We start from the raw sequence: 16,911 nt of genomic DNA, 5'->3' as shown, positions 1-16,911 counted from the left end.
GCAAGAGTTCTCACCCGTTGAGAGAAACAGAAAAACGCGATGACATCCTTTCAAGGTTTCGTTCTGTTTGTAGCGGCAGTGGGGGCCGGGGCTTTGAAAGCGGTTGCGGGTGGGGGAACGTTCTTGATCTTCCCTGCCTTGATGTTCACCGGAGTGGACCCCATCCGGGCCAACGCCACGAGTACCGTCGCGCTCTGGCCAGGAGACGTCGCGAGTGCGTTCGCCTACCGGCGTGAGCTGGTGGGGCAGGGGAGGCGCGTGGTGCCCCTGGCGATCGTCAGCCTGCTGGGCGGAGCGCTCGGCGCGGTCCTGCTGCTCAACAGCTCGCGCGCCACCTTTGGCGCCATGGTCCCCGCGATGCTCCTGGTGGCCACACTGCTCTTCAACTTCGGAGGGCCCGTGATCGCTCGGCTGAGAGGGGGAAAGGAGGACGAACTCCCGCCGCTTCGGCCTTGGGTGTCCCTCTTGTTGCAGTTCCTGGTCTCCATCTACGGAGGGTACTTCGGGGCCGGGCTCGGCATCCTGATGCTGGCCATCTTCTCCTTGATGGGAATGAGGAACATCCACCAGGCGAATGCGATGAAGTCCGTACTGGGAGTGCTACTCAATGGGTTGGTGACGGCCATCTTCGTGGGAGCGGATGCCATTGCCTGGGAACACGGGCTGCTGGTGACCCTGGGCACGACGAGCGGCAGCTACCTGGGCGCTGTCCTCGCGCAGAAGATCCACCCGGAGCGGGTCCGCTACTTCGTGGGCGCTACAGCCTGGGCCATGACTGGCTATTACTTTTGGCGCGGCGCGTAAACCCAATCGGCCATGCCCTTGTGACAAACTCTTGACGTAGAAATGTAAAACATGCATATCGTGCGATATCCCCAAAACAGGAGAATCGCTTGTCCCATCCCTCGGCAGGAGTTACTGGCCGTCGCAATGACTTTGGAATTCTGAGCGACGTTTCCCGAAACGAAATTCGAAGCCAGTTCGATGGATGTCGGCTCTGTTGGGCGGTCTCGGAGGCAGGCCAAAAGCATCCGGCCAACACCATCGTCCACTCCACCGAGGAGCATTTCATCGTCCCCGCGCTGGGCTCGATGGTCGAGGGATACGTGATGCTCGTATCCAAGAAGCATCGGAGCTCCGTAGCCACGTTGGGCCCCAAGCAGGCGATCCAGGTTCAGCAGGAACTCGAGTCGGTGCTCTCAAAGCTGGAGAGCCAGTCAGGCGCGAGCCGGTGGATTGTCTTCGAGCATGGCACCACCCTCGACTGCGGCCTGAAGGCCTGCTGTGTCGACCACCTGCATCTGCATCTGCTCCCGGTGGATATGGACCTGGCCGCCGAACTCGCGACACGGCTCTCCTGTGAAGCCAAGCGCATCGAGTCACTGCAGGACCTCCGGCAGGTGCGCGAGTCGGGAGCCGACAACTACATCTATGCGCGCAATCCAGACGGCAAGCACTACGTCCTCACGCCTCCGGCCTACTCCTCGCAGTTCGTCCGCCAGGTGATCGCGGAGCGGGTCGGCCGAGGCGAGTTCTGGAACTGGCAGAACCACCCGCTGGAGGGGGACTCGGTCCAGACCGTCCGGATGTTCCGCGATGCAGGGCTTACCCCCCATGCGATCTATTACGCGCATGCGATCGAGGATCTGTCTCCGGCCGAGGTGAAGGAGAGCATCCAGGCCGCGCGGTCCATGCTCTCGCGGCATTGTCCCCAGGCCACCATGCTCTCGATGTATGAGATCCTGGAGAAGTCGCTCCGGGAGATTGACCTGCCAGAGGACAAGCTCAATGCCTACCTTGTCGAGGCCGAGCGTAAGTTCATCGAAGCGTCGAGCCTTCTGGTCGTGGATCTCTCCCGTCCCAACTGGCAGTACGTGGGCTCCCTGATGGAGATCGTCTATGCCACCGAGGCGGGAATCCCCGTGATCGCTGTCGTGGGGAACGCTCCCATTCAGCAGCGCCGCTGGCTCAGGGCACATGTGACACGCTTCGTGAAGACCGTGGAGGAAGCCGCCCAGCTCGCGCCTTCCCTCCTGCAGAAGCAGAGCCAGCCCCGGTAATCCACCTCGGCCCCTCGCTGCATCGGAAGCCGGCTGCGCCTCCGCTCCCGGGGCGGGCCGGCTTCCTTGGGAAGGTCTATGCGTGTCTGTGTCCTTGGCTCTGGCCCTTTTGGTACCGCGCTGGCCAATGTGCTGGCCGTGCACTGCGAGCAGGTCTGGCTCTGGGGGCGGAACAGCCAGGTGGTCGCCAGCGTCAATGAGCGGCATGAGAACAGCGCCTACCTGGTGGGAATCCCGCTATCGCCGAGGATCCGGGCCACGCTCTCCTTGAGTGAAGCGCTCACGGGGGCGGAGCTGGTGGTCTCCGCGGTCCCCTCGCATGTCACCCGCGAGGTGATGGGAGCAGCCCTACCGCACCTGCCTCAGAAGGTTCCGATTCTCACCGTCTCCAAGGCGCTCGAGAATGGAACCCTCTTCATGATGACGCAGCTCCTGGAGGACTGCCTCCCGGAGTCCTTCCACCCCTATATCGCGCTCATGTCCGGCCCATCCTTCGCACAGGAGCTGGCCCAGCAGCGGCCCACGACGGTCACCCTGGCCGCGCGGAACGAGGAGGTGGCCCGCTTCTGCCAGCGGCTGCTCCACACCCCGACGCTTCGTGTCTACACCACGACGGATGTCGTCGGAGCACAGATCGGGGGGGCGCTCAAGAACGTGATCGCCATCGCGGTGGGGATGTGCGAGGGGCTGGGGTTCGGGTTCAACACCCGGGCGATCATCATCACCTCCGGGCTGGAGGAGATCACCCGGCTGGCGGTTCACCACGGAGCGGATCCACGCACGCTGGTGGGACTCTCGGGGCTGGGGGATCTGGTGCTCACCTGCACCGGTGAGCTGTCCCGGAGCTGGCAGGTGGGATTCGCGCTGGCCCAGAACCGCTCCCTGGAGGAGATCCTGAGATCGATCAAGAAGCCGATGATCGAGGGGGTCAAGACCGCGCACAGTGCTCACGAGCTCTCGCGGCGCACCGGGGTGGTGCTTCCGATCTGCCACCAGGTGTACTGCGTGACCTACCAGGGCAAGAGCGCCCACGCCGCGATGACGGAGGTCGTCGCGCAGCAGTTCGCGCAACTCTCCGCTGGGTGAGTGGGCTCCACTGACGTCGACACGTCGAGGTGGCCGTCGACGCGTCGAGGTGGGTGCCGACACGTCAACCGTCTGCCTCCGCGACTCAGAACCTGCGCGCCAGAGCCAGTTCCGTCAGTTGGAACGCGGTTTGCGTATGCGCGGCTCTGGAGGGAGAACGGATGCCAGTTCCTGTTGGTTCATCGAAGCGCAGGGGTGCTTGTAGCTTGCTGTTGCTGTGGATGGGAGTCATCGCGGGCTGCGGTTCAGAGGAGATGCGCGAGCCAGGAGTCGTGGCCACCACGGGCGTGGAGTCGCCGCTGTTGAGCGGCTCGTTCCGCGTGATGGGCAACCGCATCGTCGATGCAAATGGTGCCGTGCAGGTGTTTCGTGGCGTGGCGCGGCCGTCGCTCGAGTGGTCCTGTAACGGCGACGGCAACCCTGGCGCCTCGGGTTTGGGCATCCAGCCGGGGGAGTTCGACGTCATCCGGAGCTGGGGCGCCAACATCGTCCGTCTCTCCGTCAACTGGCGCTTCGCCAGTGACTCCTCCTGCGGTCTGGAGCGCTATCTGGAGAACGTGCACCGGGTCATCGCGTGGATCCAGGCGCGGAACATGGACGTGCTGCTGGATCTGCACACGGATGACTGGAGCTACAACCCACTCCCTCCTCAGGAAGCCGCCACATTCTGGGCGGAGCTGGCACGGCGCTTCGGTGATCAGTCCACGCGCTACCCGGACATCAACGGAGGGCGCATCCTGTTCCAGCTCTACAATGAGCCCACCACCCCCTGGGACCCGAACAACACGCAGGACAGCACCTGGGCGATCTGGCGCGACGGTGGCCTCACCACACGGCCGGACAATCGGGGCACCTACATCTCGGTGGGCATGCAGGCGCTCTACAACGCCGTGCGCCAGCAAGGGGCGCGCAATGTGGTGGTCGTCAACGGTCTGCACTGGGGTTACGACTTGAGCCGCGCGACCGAGTTCCGGCTGCGTGCCCACGATGGCAGCGGCGGAGCCCCCTTCAACCTGGCCTATGGCACCATGCCGTACAAGCAGGCCCCCATCCGCGATCCAAGCCAGTGGGATCAGCATTTCGGCAACCTCGCGGCCACCGATCCCGTCGTCATCACCGAGTTCGGTCAGTACGACTGCAAGACGGACTACGTGGACCAGCTCATTCACTACAGCCGGTACAAAGGACTGTCCTGGGTGGGCTGGGCCTGGTGGGTGGAGGCCAACAAGGAGTGCTCGTTCCCCAACCTCATTACGGACTGGAGTGGGACCCCTACCGCCATGGGCGCCTCGTTGCGGCGGGCCCTGCAGGGGCTCAAGCCTCTGGTGGAAGTGGGCGCCGGCATCTTCCGCCCGGGGCGGACCTGGGCGTTGGACCAGAACCGCAACGGATTTGATGGCGGCGATGTGCTGCTCGACATGGCGGTGGGCGGCGATGTGCCCGTGGTGGGGGACTGGCTGGGCACAGGGCGGGACAAGCCGGGCCTGTACCGGGCCTCGGATGGCATGTGGTTCCTGGACCTGGATAACGACGGTTGGGAGCCGGGCGTGGACCGGCAGCTCCAATTCGGCGGTTTCAGCGGCGACGTGCCTGTGGTGGGAGATTGGACGGGCCTGGGCCGCACCCACGTGGGCGTGTTCCGTGGCGGCACCTGGGCGTTGGACCTGGAGGGCGACGGCTGGAATGGCACGGCCCGGTTCATCTCGCTGGGCCAGGCGGACGACACGCCCGTGGTAGGAAGCTGGGATGGCAGCGGGCAGACGCGCGTGGGCGTGGTGCGCGTGGCGGCGGACGGTCTCATGTACTGGCTGCTGGACATGAACGGCAACGGGTGGGACGGGGCCGACCGACAGCTTCAGTTCGGTCTGCGCGGCGACGTGCCCGTGGTGGGGGACTGGACGGGGACCGGACAGACGCGCGTGGGCGTGTTCCGCAACGGGATGTGGTTTCTGGATCTCAACGGCAATGGCTATGACGGCGAGACGGGCGTGCCCTTCGGCAAGGCTGGGGATGTGCCGGTGGTGGGCGACTGGAGCAGCCAGGGCCGTGGACTCTTGGGCGTCGTCCGGCGCATGCCCAACGGCCTGCCGGACTGGATTCTCGACGTCAATGCCAATGGCGAGGACACAGGCGACCGCCGCATCCAGTTCGGTTTCAACGCGGACAGATTCCTGCCGGGCCATTGGTGAACTGGCGAGAGCGGGCTGGTGAGATCCTGGGCCAGCAGGGAAGGGCGGTGGACGGACGTGACGGCGCGGTACTGGAGCGCGCTCTTTCAGGCGAGTGACGCTTGGAGCTTCGCAAGGACCTTCGACCAGTGTTCGCGCATGGCCTCCCGCGTCTTCGCGTCCGGCAGGTTTTCCATGTGCACGGAGAGCGCGGCACCTTTCGTTTTGGGCACCAGGGTGAGCTGCAACGTGGCCGGCTTCTTCCAGCCGTCTGGCTGCCACGTCATGCGCAGGCGCTGCCTCGGCTTCACCACCCGCAACTCGCCGCGCACGCCGGGGGCTCCGCGCCTCTTGGGAACCTCGTAGCCCTTCCCCGGCTCGGGCTTCAGCGTCGCGCCCGGTCCCAACCAACGCTCGGCCTGCTTCGTGAGCAGATCCCACAACTCAGGAGCGCTCATAGCCAGCGTGCGCACCACCCCGACCTGGAAGCCCGTCGTGGCTGTCTCGCCCACCACCCGCTTGCCGCGAGCCTGCTCATATGCCACCGCGATCGACTGCTGCCACCAACCCGACTCGACCTCCCGGGCCACGAGAGCAACGAGCTGCTTGTGGTTCAGCTCTGCCGCCCCCGCTGCATCCAGGGTGCGCATCCATCCCTTCCAATCCCGTCCGGTGGCATCCTTCACGGCGCTGTCGGTCACGCGCTCGGTGATGAGCGCTTTCTTCCTCGCGGCTGTGGGCTTCTTGAGGCCTGTGGCAATCTCCGCGAGTCGTGCTTGCACCAGCCGCTTCACGAGCTTCGCCGGCAGCGGCTGGTCAGGCCGGAAGGTGACGCCGCTCTTCGACGTGGAGTACCCCTCCAGCTCAGGCTTCAGTGCCGGCACCACACTGCCGCTGAAGGGATAGTAGCCACAGTGGTTCTTGAAGAACGCGAAGCCAGCCACGACGTCCCCGTCGACCTTGAAGGCGGGCATCCGGTAGCTGATCGTCTCGGTGGCCTTTGGAAGCAGCTTGCGCAGTTGCAAGCGCAGTGCCTCCAGCGTCTTCCTCGCCACCGGGTTCTCCACGCTCGCCAGATATGCGTCGATCGGCTGCTGGTCCTGAGTCTTCGTCGCCATGTGCTTCGACCCCCTGAAGTGTTTCGCCACGACTTGGAAACGATCCTGGCGGCGGCCAGTCTACTCAACGCTTCTTTGCGACGACATCCTTGGAGGGTTACAACGCTTCAACGCGCACGCCTCCGAGGGACAACGCATGCCGGAACACAACAAGCCCCACCCCATGAACGTGGCTGGCGACTTCTATGTTGTGGACCAGTGCTGTACCGCGTGTGGCGTCCCTACGTATCTTGCACCCGGCACGTTCGTCTTCGTGAGCGACAGTTCTGGTGCTCACTGCTATGTCCAGCGACAGCCCGCCACCCCTGTCGAACTCGAACGGGCGCTCAGGGTGGTCAGGCATCAGGAATTCGGATGCGTTCGGTACCGGGGCACCGATCCCGTCATCCTGCGCCGATTGACGGAGGCAGGAGAGGGTGCCCAGTGCGATGCTCCTCTCCCTCTTGGTGTCCACCCGGTCCTTCGGGATCACGTTTCCGTCGAAGCACAGAGTCTCGAAGCCCGTTCCTGGGAGCCAGCCACGGTGCTCGAACGCTTCCGTCTGTGGCTGATGGGCCAGGCGCATCACTATCGAACTACCTCCGTCGTGAGGACCGCCACCGACGCTTCCTTTTCGTTCGCGTGGACCGCGGAGAGCTTCCACGAAGTGAGGGCTTGTCCATGGAGCGACGCACCAGGCCGGTGGCTCCTCCACCATTCGGGGAACATCGCAGTGTCCGAGGCACTCGCGGAGTGGCTGGAGAGTGCTGATGAGCTGGGTGCCGCGCAGTGGTTCTCGCAGGAAGAATGGAAGCGTGGCCTTCCAGGCCACGACCGCCCCTGGTAGGGCGATGAGAATTCACAGCACCGTCGCTACCGAGTTCGACCGAATTGGAGCGCTCTCGTGAGGTGCTCCGAGCGGCGGGTTCGATTGGCGCCGCTCCCAAGCAGAGCAACCCGCCGCTCTCAAGCGCGTTCCCTCTGAAGAAGAGGGCGGGGCTGGAACTGATCTCCTGGAAACGCGGGTCAACGATCCGCGTGACTGCGGCTCGTCCAACGAGGTAACGCCTCAAACTGGCAAGGACTCGAGGCGTCGTAGGGGCCCGAACGATCTCGCTCGCCGCGATCGAAAGCCCGCGCTTTGCGCGGATCGTCTCCATCTGCGAGGGATATCCCGCCCACGGGCCCTGAATCGGGCTCAAACTCCAGCGCTTTCTCGCGCAGACGCCGCGCTTCAATCTCGGCCACGTAAGTCGCCGACAATGCGCCAGGAAGACGCAAGAGAGCGCGGGCTGCGTTCCACAGCGATGTTGGGATGGTTGATGGTGGAAGCAGGCGGTCGGCCATGAGTTCAGTTCGGTGTGTCCAAAGGCATTAACCCTGTGCGTGGGTGGCGATGCTCCCGCCGGCCGAGCACGAACGACCCTTCGGCTCCGCTCAAAGGTCTTTCCACGCGAGGCTCCTCCGGTGGTTCGGGAAGTCAGAGCAGCCAATGAACGTGGCATCTCCGAGCCGAGTGATCTTCAGCGCCGCCCCGCAGTCGCAGGTCGCGCCGATCTCGCGGAGGGCAGAGGTGAGGAGCGGAACGGCCACGAACTCCTTCTTTGCGCACTCCTTATTGTCACACTGAAGGAAGGGCCCGTCCTTTCCAATCCAGACCCTTCGACGGCTCCCGCAAGCGCCACAGGAATGGGCAGCGGGATCGAGCACCTTCACAATCGCGTTTCTGACGACCTCCTTCGACTTCCCGATGGTGAGCTGGTGCCGAGGAACGGCAGCGGACGTCGAAGGGGGGGCCGCAGTCTGAGCTGGCGTACGGGCGGACGGAGCGGGGGCGGCGACTTTAGTTCTTCCGATCGGGACTGCGCGTTGCACTGCTGCCGGTGCTGCCACGGGCGCGAGCGCGACGGCTGGCACGCTCGGTGTGTTCGCCAGAGGCGTATTGACCGACTTCGACGATTCGGGGACGGGCACGGGTGGCCTTGCGGTGGCAGGGGCGGTTCGCGCCGGTGTCGCATCGGCCGCAGCAGCCGAAGCGTGAGGTCGAGCCCAGCCCGAACGTCCAGGGACAAACCCGCCGCAGTGTGGAGGCTCTTCATCATCCTTATTCGCAGATGCGGCCGCACCTGCCTCGAGCCAGCTGCGCTCAATCTCTGCGGCTCGCCGAACCAGGTCTTCCTGGAGCGCCGAAGTCTCGTGAGAGACGGGGCCGCCGGGCACGCTCTCCGGCACGACGCGGAGTTCCTTCAATCGCTCGAACACGGGCGCCATCGCACCGTCTGGGTCGCGGAAGAATGCGCTGCCGCGGATGCGAGCAAACCGCCATCCAAGGCGCTCGAGGATTGCCTGGCGAGCCATGTCCTCGGGGAGCTTTTCCAGCGGGTGATAGCGATCTCCGTCACACTCCACGGCGAGCTTCTGCCCGCCGCCCTCAACAACGAGGTCAATTCGGTAGTGCCCAACCTCCCACTGCGGCGTCACGCGGTAACCGGCCCGAACCAGCCGCTCGAGGACTTCTTTCTCGAACGGCGACTCAACGTGGGGTTCCGCCTTTCGAATGGCCCCGGCGACTCCGAAGGGCTCCTTGCAGTGCTCAATCAGGCGTCGGCGAAGGTCCTCTGGCTTGAGGTCGGTGTCGGCGTTGAGCGAATGAACGACCCACAGCTGGTCTTTTGCGCGGCTCACGGCGACGTTGAAGCGCTGCTTGAATCTCTGGTCGGCGCGTAGCGCCAGCGTCCCGCCTTGCGGGCTGTCGACCATGGAAAGAAACATCACGTCGCGCTCATCTCCCTGGAACTGCGCGGCATTGCCGCAGAGGATGCGCCGCCGTTCGAAGTCTGCGGGATGCACGTGCTCACGCAGGAGCCGCTCGATTTCCAGCGCCTGTTCCTCCCCAACGAGGGAGATGACGCCGAAGGTCTTCCCGACGTACTGCTGATGCTCGATGGCAGCTGCCAACAGGGTGGCAAGCGCTCGGGCCTCGGCTGTGTTCACCTTGTCGTTGGCGTGCCCCTCAACTCGGTGCAGCAAGAGCCCCGGCTTCAAGTTCGTGCTGCCGGTCTCGCGCAGGGGTTTGATTCGACCGCCGTACGAAAGCTGATTGCTGAACTCGATGATCTCGGGAACGCAGCGGAAGTGTTCAGTCAGGCAGACCATTCCGCCGAACGACGACTTCGCCAGGTCGTACACCGAGGTTTGCCCATCATAGAGAATGGCGTTGGGGACTCCCTGAAGGTGCTCGTCGATGAGTTGCTGCACGATGTCGAGCTTTTGCCCGACCGCTGACGGGCTGACCTGCTCATGGTCGCCGACGACCACGACATTCTTCGCCATGTACATCGCGGTCAACGAGAGCACGTCGCTCTGGCTCGCTTCATCGACGATGACACAGTCGAAGCGGGTGGTCGCACCGAAATTCTCGACGACCTGCGCGAGGGGCATCACCCACACCGGCACGGCATCTTTGCACTCGCTCATCTTGCGAGCAGCCTCTGCACGGAGACGCGGCGCCCTCTTGCCCGTGCCCTTGCCGATCTTGCGAATGGTCTGAAGCCACCCCTCGAGCGCTTGTCGCTGGGGCAATGCCGTGCGGCGCACCTGACCGGCCCAGGCTCGGCGCTCAATCAGGTCCGCGGTCGTTCGCCGAACCTCCTCTGACTTGGCCTCGATTGACAGCTGGAGGGCGGAAAGGTCCATCCGACCACGACGTTCAAGCTCGTCGTGGAGCTGTCGCCACACCCACGCAGAATCTACGGCTCCCGGTGGAACATTACCGGCATGCACGCCGCGGCGATCCCTGACGCTCGTCGCCCATGCCTTGGCGACGGGCTCAACCTTGGCGAGCAGGCTTCGCCTTCGCTCGAGGACCGTCCTCCGACCGAGCAGGTCTACGAGGCGGGCAAATGCACCCGAATACGCTTGAGCATCAGCGCCGCGAAGGGCGCGAACAAGCTCTCGCACGGTCGGCGACTGAGCACTTGCCCCACCCCACTTGTCCAGCCTTCGAACCGCGGCGGACAGATGCGCTTCGACCTTCCTCTTCGCGAGCGCCCGGGCTCGTGCGCTCAGTACCGTGACGAGTGGGCCAGCGACTGCTCCACGCAGACGCAGCAGTGCGCCGTGTGGCGCCAGATTCGGGGGCTGTTCATCGAGGAGCGCTTGCCAACGAAGACCGTGGCGTTCGAGTTCCTGTTGAAGTGGCGCCCACACGTCTTGCGCCCACGTGAGGCACCGCGAGATCTCGGCTGAGAACTGGGCGCAGCCGTCTTCCGGAACTGCGCCGAGCTCAGCTGACGGGGGCGCGCCGTGGACCGCTACCTGCCGGTCCCAGCGCCCACGGAGTTCCACGCGGAGCACGGCAAGCTGGAGGTGCGCCTCAATCGCCGAAAGGTGCTCCGCGGTGCGCGGCTCACCAGAAACAACACGGCTGCCCTTCAGGAGCTTCTTCCAGGAGCCTCTCGTGAGGAGCGCGAAGGTGCCGAGGGAGCCCCCGTTTTCGAGGTGGGCGCGAACCTCCCCCGCCACGCGGAGTAACTCGACCGAATCACCTTCGACCTGGACCTCTGGGCCGTGCCTGAGCAGCAGCTCACGGGTAGCACCGGCGTGCTGGCGGACTGTCGCCACCATCTTGAGCAGGGCCTGCCACGTCGCCACCTCATGGGGACCCGTTGTCCCTGCGCCTACGATTTCGAGCTTCCACTTCGAGGCGGAATCGAGAACCTCCACTGCCTTCGCGCACCTGTCGGCCAGCGACAGCAACCCTGCTTCGTCGCCGTCCGCAGCAGAGTTCATCCACAGGTCCGCACGATGTGCAGCATCCGGACCCGACAGCGACCGGTGCCGCGCAAGGCTCTCTTCCTCGTCCTGTGGCGAAATGATCTCGTCGGGAGCCGGGAGGGGGCAGGCCAGTTCCACCTCCTGGTCTGCGGTCACAACCGCATTTGACGCGTAAAGGTCGATGGCCTCCCCTTGGGTCAGTGGGCAGGGAGTTCCAAGGGTGACTGGACTCGGCACCCACGAATGTTGCTCACGCTCCGCAGCGACTCGTCTGGCGGCGTCTGACGGCGCCCAGCTCTTCCCGGCGCAGACAATGTCTCGATACTCATCAGACTGCGCCGCGAGCAGTGATGTTCGCGTGCAGTGAAGCTCCTGTAGGAGGACCTGACGTCGCTTCTGCAGCGCAGCCGCCTCCTGGTCGAGTCGCTCGGCGTTGCTCGAGGACAAGCGACCAGCGATGGCGGTTACCGCCCCTTCAAGCTGACTCCGGCTCTCGAGGTCGTTCTCGAGCACGCTGACGCAGAGGGGCCGCAGCGCAGGTACGACCTGGTCGCGCAAGACCTTGAGTGCCTTTGTCGTCTGGCTGGTGACGAGGACACTCTTCCCCTGCGCAAGCAGGTGGCCGATGAGGTTCGCGATGGTGTGAGTCTTCCCCGTGCCAGGAGGTCCTTGAACGAGCACGCAACCATAGCGGTCGAGGCGCTGCGCGATCTGAATCTGTTCGGGGTTTGCCGGCTTGCTCAGCAGCACGCCCTCGGGCTCTGACCAGAGTTCGGCAGGAGCCTCTACGCCCTCTTTCGCCGGGGGCGCCACATCGGTTCCCACGATGCGGAGAAGCGAGATCGGTAGCTCTACGCGCCCGGGAATGTCCGCGAGGATGCCCTCGAGCGCGTTGGCGAAACCAAGGTTCCGCGTGCGCAGGAAGAGAATGGGGTCGCGCCCGATCTGTGGCGGGTCCGCGCTGGGTGCCGGCGGCTCTTCGCGCGTAAACGCAGTCGAGGCAGAAAGGACGTTTCCCAGGCGACGCAGGAACCCGTTGGTGTCGTCGCCTCCGAGAGGAAGGAAGCCGCCTTCACTCAACTCGGCACGACAGCGGGCGAGCACCTTTCCGTCAATGTCGCCGATGCCGCGCAGCAGCGCTGTGTAGAGGTCGGGGACGCTTCCGGTGTCAGTGACCGTGAACTGTGGAATCGAGGGGTCGAACTGCAGCTGAACTCGCTGGAGCAAGACCGGGTGGAAGATGCTGCCATCCTCGTGCTGCCAGCTCAGCAGTCCGTCGCCGAGAACCAGCTCGACGCGTTCAGCCTCGCGCTCGATTCGGCCGTGCAGCTCGTACAGCTGCTCGAACAACTTCGCCGCCCTGAGTACTGGGAGTTCGTTCTTCGCCCACGCCTCATGGATCTTGCTCCAGTCTTCGCGGGCGCGCACTCGCTTGGGGTCAGCTTCGAAGCTGACGACGACGCCCCTGCCGTCGGGCGTGGTCTCGTTGCGAGACTGTCGGTACTCGAGCGGTTTCTGCGCGTCGGTCCACGAAGATTGGAGCCAATCTCGAATCGCGGCTGGCGGCGCTGGGGCAGGAGTGGGCGCGGGCCGAGCCACCCGCAAGATGACGTCGCTCGCCTCATCCTCGTCACCCTGCGGCTGGACGAGTGTGGCGACCGAGACAGATGGGTGAGCGGGAACGGAGCGAAGCCGAAGGGACCACAGCTGGTCCTTGATTGCCCGGGTCGCCGGGTTGCGATGCTCGTTCAGCGCACGCAGAAACTGAAAGACCTGTGAGATCTTCTCGCGGCCTGCGGGTTCAGCCACCTTGCCTTCTGGGACTGCGCTTCCGGCCATGCTTGCTCCTTGGAGTCCCGCGTTCGAAGATCACCACACCCGCAACTCGTCACCGAGTCCCGCCGAAGTCCCTTGAAGCAGGCTCCACCCCTCCCTCTTGGAAGTTAGCACGCCGCCTGTCCGCCATCCCGCCTAAAGGCCCGTAATCAGGCTGCTACATGGCTGAAGCTGGCCTCCAGGTCTGATTCGGTGCGGCAGCTGCGGCTCGATGATGACGCACGCCAGCGTCAACGGTACCGGTGTCACCTACTTCTATTACAAGTGCAACCGGAAGAGCCGCAGCGTTGGGGAGGCGTGCAAGGCCCGCGACGTGCCTGCTCCAGCGGCAGAGAAGTTCGTTCTCGGCGAACTGCGGAAGATGTCGATGGACGTGAAGGCCGTGAAAGCTGCGGTGCGCCGAACCAACGAGGGTCGCGACGAAGAGTTGAAGCGCATCGACGCCGAGCTCAAGGAGAAGCGCTTCGCCAGCCAGGAGCAGGGTAGGGCCATTCAGAAGCTCGTCAACGCCTTCGAGGAAGCGGCGGCTTCGATTGCCGCCGCCTCCACTGTCTTAGGTCTGATCTGGCGGGCAGCCGGCTTCGCGGTCTACGGCGGCCACGACAACGTGATCAAGGACTCGGTGGTCTACGACACGCTGCGCTACCCGGGCATCACCGTGGACAACGAGTTTGCGCCCCAGCACGAGTTCTCCGGGCTCACCACCTTCGCTGTCGCTGAGCCTGGGCTATGCTCAGGGAATCATGAGACCTGTCCATCGCATGGTGATACGCAGTGGCGACCGCGCACGGACGCTCTGTGTCGAGCCGTGGGGGACGGAGTTCACGCTGGCCATGGGCGAGGAGCTCCTCATCGAGTTGACCGGCGACGATCCGCCGTCGCTCGACATCGAGGACGACCGGGTCACCTGCTGGGGAGGGGGGGGCTCCGAGATCCGAGTCTTGCGCGGCACGGACGAGCTGTTCTCGCCTGTCGGCGTGCGGGTCCCCCATGGCCCCAAAGGGATGTCGGTCCGAATGTTCCTGGCACGCCTCGGGCTCTGGAAGCCCAGCGGCGACTGACCCAACACCCGCCCAAATGCCTGACGGGATGGAGCTTCAGGCCTGGCCTGTGACGCTGGGGCCACTGGGGAGACGAGGTCCTGGCTCGCCGCTCTCGCGCTGACTCTAGGCGGAATGGGGGCCCTGTCTGAGGGGCGGGTGGGCTTCCAGGTCACTGTGGGTGCTTGGGGCTCAACACCCCTCGCTCTGGGGGGCCCCTGCGCTGAGCTCAACCGAGCAGGCCGCGAGGCCAATGCCAGGTGCTCCACAATGGCGCGCACCCCACTGGGCGCCGTCAGCTATGCCAGCACCCTCCTGCGGCCTCCACACCCAGAGCTGGCGAAGACATCCAGAGCGAACGTCCGGCGCAGCAGCCCCGCACAATCCAATCGCGGCGTGCGCTCCTTCGTCCACTCCACCCTCGCAGCCTGGGCCGGGCTCTGGGCCGGTCGTCGGGAGGCAGGCGCACGAAGCGAGGCGGCGCGCGGTAGCCCAGGCACGCACTGGTAGCGGCGGCCAGGATGATGATCCAGAAAAGCCGAGTCGTCATGCGTCGGTCCCCCCACCAGAGGCTGACAGCATAGGACGCCGCGGCGCTCCCGGCGGAGGTTCTTTTCATCCAGTCTTCAGCTGAGGGCTGGAAAGCTGGTCAGCCAGTGCCGGATGCATCTCGAGCAGATTCTTCACCCAACCATGCTTCCTGAGTTCCTCTTCTTTCGTGAAGGACTTCATCCTGTAATAACAAGGTGACTTCGAATCCTTCACCCAGAGTTTGTCTCCGTCATCTGTCTGGAAGACTGTCGGCGAGAAATCGCTGATCCAATGGTTCTTAGAGAGGACGTAGTTGTAGAGCTGGGTGCACCAGATGGTGACCAGGGCATCGCGCGCATCGAGCAACCACTCCATCGGCGAAACCGCCATGCTCGAATCACGCTCGACCGCTGCGGTCTCGAGAACGCATATCGTTCCATCCGAAGTCGCCCGCTGATTGGACTGTGCGGGCTGGCCCGCTTTGGCGCCCTTGTATGCATTGGCCCAACTGACGATCCATGACCGCCGACCCGCCAGGACATGGAGAACATTGACCGCCCTACCTATCCGCGGCATGAAGTAGTCGGGGGTCTCAGCGAATTTGCGACGAAGCGTCTGCGCCGCGAACCCCTTGAACCCAGACTTGTCCAGGTTCTTCCACACGAGATAGACCCAATCGCTATGGGCATCAGGGGCATTGAAACCCTTGACCTTCGCATCAAGCACGAAGCGCAAGGTCTTCTGCGTCAAGAAGGTCTTGTCCCCCCAGTCAACGCTCGCCACGTTCTCCTTCATGACCGCATGGGTCCCGTTGAAGTAGAACGGGAAGAGGGAAAGAAAGTCGCTGGCAACCATCTTGATCGCCTCTTCGCGACGGCTCCCCTTGAAGACAATGGGGGTTGGCAGCCTGAATTGGATTCGGAACTGATTCACGTTGTACGGGCCAACCCCCTTGGCGATGGGGAGCTCCTCAAAGTTCTTGTCACTCTTGGCTGTGCCCATACCCACGTTCCTCGTCCATGTCTGGATAGAACGACAGGGGCCAATTGTACCTTCATGGCAGAAGCCATGCCAGCGGTGGGCGCAGCGCCTCGTGACAGGAACGTGAAGAAGCGTCGCGGATAGCGGACGACGCTCCCGGGTAGGATGGTGGCATGAAGCTCGACGAGGCGGTGACAATTACTCGACCGTCACCGGCGGCTTCGGCAGCGCGCTCACCGCGGGCAGCTCGCCCGTGAGCGCCTCGGCCAGCTGGCTCACCTGCTCCAAGGGAATCCCCTTGAAGTCCACCACCGCCTGGCCCTTCTGGTTGCGCACCGTCACCTTCACCACGGCCCCCTTGCCCTTCGGGAAGCGCAGTGCCACCGCCTCGCTGTACTGCTCGCCCAGCACCAGCGCCTCCGGCGGCAACGGCTTGCTCGAGGACGGCTTGCGCTTGCGCTGGATGGCTCGGCGCATCTGCTCCACAGTGCACGCACCGAACGACAGAGTGGTCACCTGCCCCTGCTCATCCGGCACCTCGATGGGCGTGGGGCCCGGCTCCTCGGGGTTGAGCTCCAGATCCGCCGCCTCCTTGTAGACCAGCAGCAGGTTCAGGCACGTCACTCCGAAGCGCCGCGCCACCGGCTCGCTGAACACGCGCGCCATCGCCCCGTACATGCTCAGGGCCGACTGGGACAGGTCCGCCAGCTTCTTGCTGAAGTACTCCCTGGCGTCCTTGTACCCGGCCTGCTGCGGCAGCCGCTTGTCCACGATGTAGTTGTAGATGACTCCCATGCGGTGATGGGTGCTGCCCTCCTGGCGCGTCAGCTCGAGCAGCTCGTTGCCCAGCTGCTCCAGCGTGGTGCCCTGCGGGATGGCCTGGGCGATGGCCGAGTTGGCCACCACCGCTCGGCGGACATCCTTGAACTTCGACAGACCGAACATGAGGTACTTCCCCCTGTGGAACGCTCCATGCGTCCCGGCCGCTTGACGTTGCGGCTGAGTGACCCCAGAGCACGTCGCGCGCCAACCGCCCGGACCTCGCGAAGTCAGGCACTTGCGCGAACGGGCCTCCCAAGCGAGTCCGCGCGCGCGGACGATTCGTCCGCGTTGGGAGACTGCGCGAAAAAAGAGTCGAGATTCCGGAAGCATACGGAGGTGCAGCCAGGGACGTCGTGCGCACGTGTCTCGGCAAACCCTTGAATCGACGAGAGTGAGTTCCCCCGCGTGAGGCAGCACGCGTCCGCGTTCGCGGACGTTGCAGCCCGGACTGGTGCCCACTCTCCACTTCCAACTCAGTTGGAAGTGCCACTCGCTGGCCCCTACGGACGGAACA

Annotated in this window: 10 protein-coding genes and 1 pseudogene; 6 read left to right on the top strand and 5 right to left on the bottom strand. The window is 64.5% G+C overall.

What is annotated here, in order from left to right; all coding sequences use genetic code 11:
* Positions 1 to 39: 39 nt before the first annotated feature.
* From KY501_RS50170 to KY501_RS50155, 4 genes are all read left to right on the top strand, one after another.
* Entirely contained in the window at positions 40 to 804 is a 765-nt protein-coding gene (locus KY501_RS50170; RefSeq protein ID WP_224372668.1) for a sulfite exporter TauE/SafE family protein, read from the top strand.
* 305 nt (positions 805 to 1,109) lie between these two features.
* The gene (locus KY501_RS50165) at positions 1,110 to 2,060 is read left to right on the top strand and encodes a hypothetical protein (RefSeq protein WP_224372667.1); all 951 of its coding nucleotides are present in this window, start codon (positions 1,110 to 1,112) and stop codon (positions 2,058 to 2,060) included.
* 78 nt (positions 2,061 to 2,138) lie between these two features.
* The gene (locus KY501_RS50160; RefSeq protein WP_224372666.1) at positions 2,139 to 3,146 is read left to right on the top strand and encodes an NAD(P)H-dependent glycerol-3-phosphate dehydrogenase; all 1,008 of its coding nucleotides are present in this window, start codon (positions 2,139 to 2,141) and stop codon (positions 3,144 to 3,146) included.
* A gap of 161 nt (positions 3,147 to 3,307) precedes the next feature.
* The gene (locus tag KY501_RS50155) at positions 3,308 to 5,335 is read left to right on the top strand and encodes a glycoside hydrolase family 5 protein (protein WP_224372665.1); all 2,028 of its coding nucleotides are present in this window, start codon (positions 3,308 to 3,310) and stop codon (positions 5,333 to 5,335) included.
* A gap of 86 nt (positions 5,336 to 5,421) precedes the next feature.
* On the opposite strand, the gene KY501_RS50150 is transcribed toward KY501_RS50155, so the two are convergent.
* The 3 genes from KY501_RS50150 to KY501_RS50140 form a co-directional block, all read right to left on the bottom strand.
* Positions 5,422 to 6,432 carry an SRPBCC domain-containing protein gene (locus tag KY501_RS50150; RefSeq protein WP_224372664.1) on the bottom strand — a complete coding sequence of 337 codons (1,011 nt, stop codon included), beginning with the start codon at positions 6,430 to 6,432 and terminating at the stop codon, positions 5,422 to 5,424.
* A gap of 97 nt (positions 6,433 to 6,529) precedes the next feature.
* The gene (locus tag KY501_RS50145; protein ID WP_224372663.1) at positions 6,530 to 7,000 is read right to left on the bottom strand and encodes a hypothetical protein; all 471 of its coding nucleotides are present in this window, start codon (positions 6,998 to 7,000) and stop codon (positions 6,530 to 6,532) included.
* Positions 7,001 to 7,848: 848 nt separating this feature from the next.
* Entirely contained in the window at positions 7,849 to 13,026 is a 5,178-nt protein-coding gene (locus KY501_RS50140; RefSeq protein WP_224372662.1) for a PDDEXK-like endonuclease domain-containing protein, read from the bottom strand.
* A 181-nt stretch (positions 13,027 to 13,207) separates the two neighbouring features.
* On the opposite strand from KY501_RS50140, the pseudogene KY501_RS54500 reads away from it, so the two are divergent.
* Together KY501_RS54500 and KY501_RS50130 are read left to right on the top strand one after the other, a co-directional pair.
* Positions 13,208 to 13,675: pseudogene (locus KY501_RS54500) on the top strand (recombinase zinc ribbon domain-containing protein); the annotation flags it as partial.
* Positions 13,676 to 13,766: 91 nt separating this feature from the next.
* On the top strand, positions 13,767 to 14,084 hold the full coding sequence (locus tag KY501_RS50130) for a hypothetical protein (protein ID WP_224372661.1): 318 nt from the start codon (positions 13,767 to 13,769) through the stop codon (positions 14,082 to 14,084).
* A 594-nt stretch (positions 14,085 to 14,678) separates the two neighbouring features.
* Here the strand turns inward: KY501_RS50130 and KY501_RS50125 are convergent.
* Both KY501_RS50125 and KY501_RS50120 read right to left on the bottom strand, forming a co-directional pair.
* Positions 14,679 to 15,596: a hypothetical protein gene (locus KY501_RS50125; protein WP_224372660.1), complete on the bottom strand. Its 918-nt coding sequence runs from the start codon at positions 15,594 to 15,596 to the stop codon at positions 14,679 to 14,681.
* Between the two features lie 177 nt (positions 15,597 to 15,773).
* Positions 15,774 to 16,520 (bottom strand): hypothetical protein, encoded by a 747-nt coding sequence (locus tag KY501_RS50120; RefSeq protein WP_224372659.1) that lies wholly within the window; start codon positions 16,518 to 16,520, stop codon positions 15,774 to 15,776.
* Between the last annotated feature and the right edge of the window lie 391 nt (positions 16,521 to 16,911).

Origin of the sequence: Hyalangium versicolor, from assembly GCF_020103695.1 — a bacterium.
Lineage (GTDB): Bacteria > Myxococcota > Myxococcia > Myxococcales > Myxococcaceae > Hyalangium > Hyalangium versicolor.
The sequence above is the reverse complement of the archived record's forward strand: the minus strand, read 5'-3'. Positions and strand labels throughout refer to the sequence as shown.

Excerpts from the sequence above, each read along its gene's own strand:
- KY501_RS50170 (WP_224372668.1), top strand. The coding sequence starts at position 40 with ATGACATCCTTTCAAGGTTTCGTTCTGTTTGTAGCGGCAGTGGGGGCC.
- KY501_RS50165 (WP_224372667.1), top strand. The coding sequence starts at position 1,110 with ATGCTCGTATCCAAGAAGCATCGGAGCTCCGTAGCCACGTTGGGCCCC.
- KY501_RS50160 (WP_224372666.1), top strand. The coding sequence starts at position 2,139 with ATGCGTGTCTGTGTCCTTGGCTCTGGCCCTTTTGGTACCGCGCTGGCC.
- KY501_RS50155 (WP_224372665.1), top strand. The coding sequence starts at position 3,308 with ATGCCAGTTCCTGTTGGTTCATCGAAGCGCAGGGGTGCTTGTAGCTTG.
- KY501_RS50150 (WP_224372664.1), bottom strand. The coding sequence starts at position 6,432 with ATGGCGACGAAGACTCAGGACCAGCAGCCGATCGACGCATATCTGGCG.
- KY501_RS50140 (WP_224372662.1), bottom strand. The coding sequence starts at position 13,026 with ATGGCCGGAAGCGCAGTCCCAGAAGGCAAGGTGGCTGAACCCGCAGGC.
- KY501_RS50130 (WP_224372661.1), top strand. The coding sequence starts at position 13,767 with ATGAGACCTGTCCATCGCATGGTGATACGCAGTGGCGACCGCGCACGG.
- KY501_RS50125 (WP_224372660.1), bottom strand. The coding sequence starts at position 15,596 with ATGGGCACAGCCAAGAGTGACAAGAACTTTGAGGAGCTCCCCATCGCC.
- KY501_RS50120 (WP_224372659.1), bottom strand. The coding sequence starts at position 16,520 with ATGTTCGGTCTGTCGAAGTTCAAGGATGTCCGCCGAGCGGTGGTGGCC.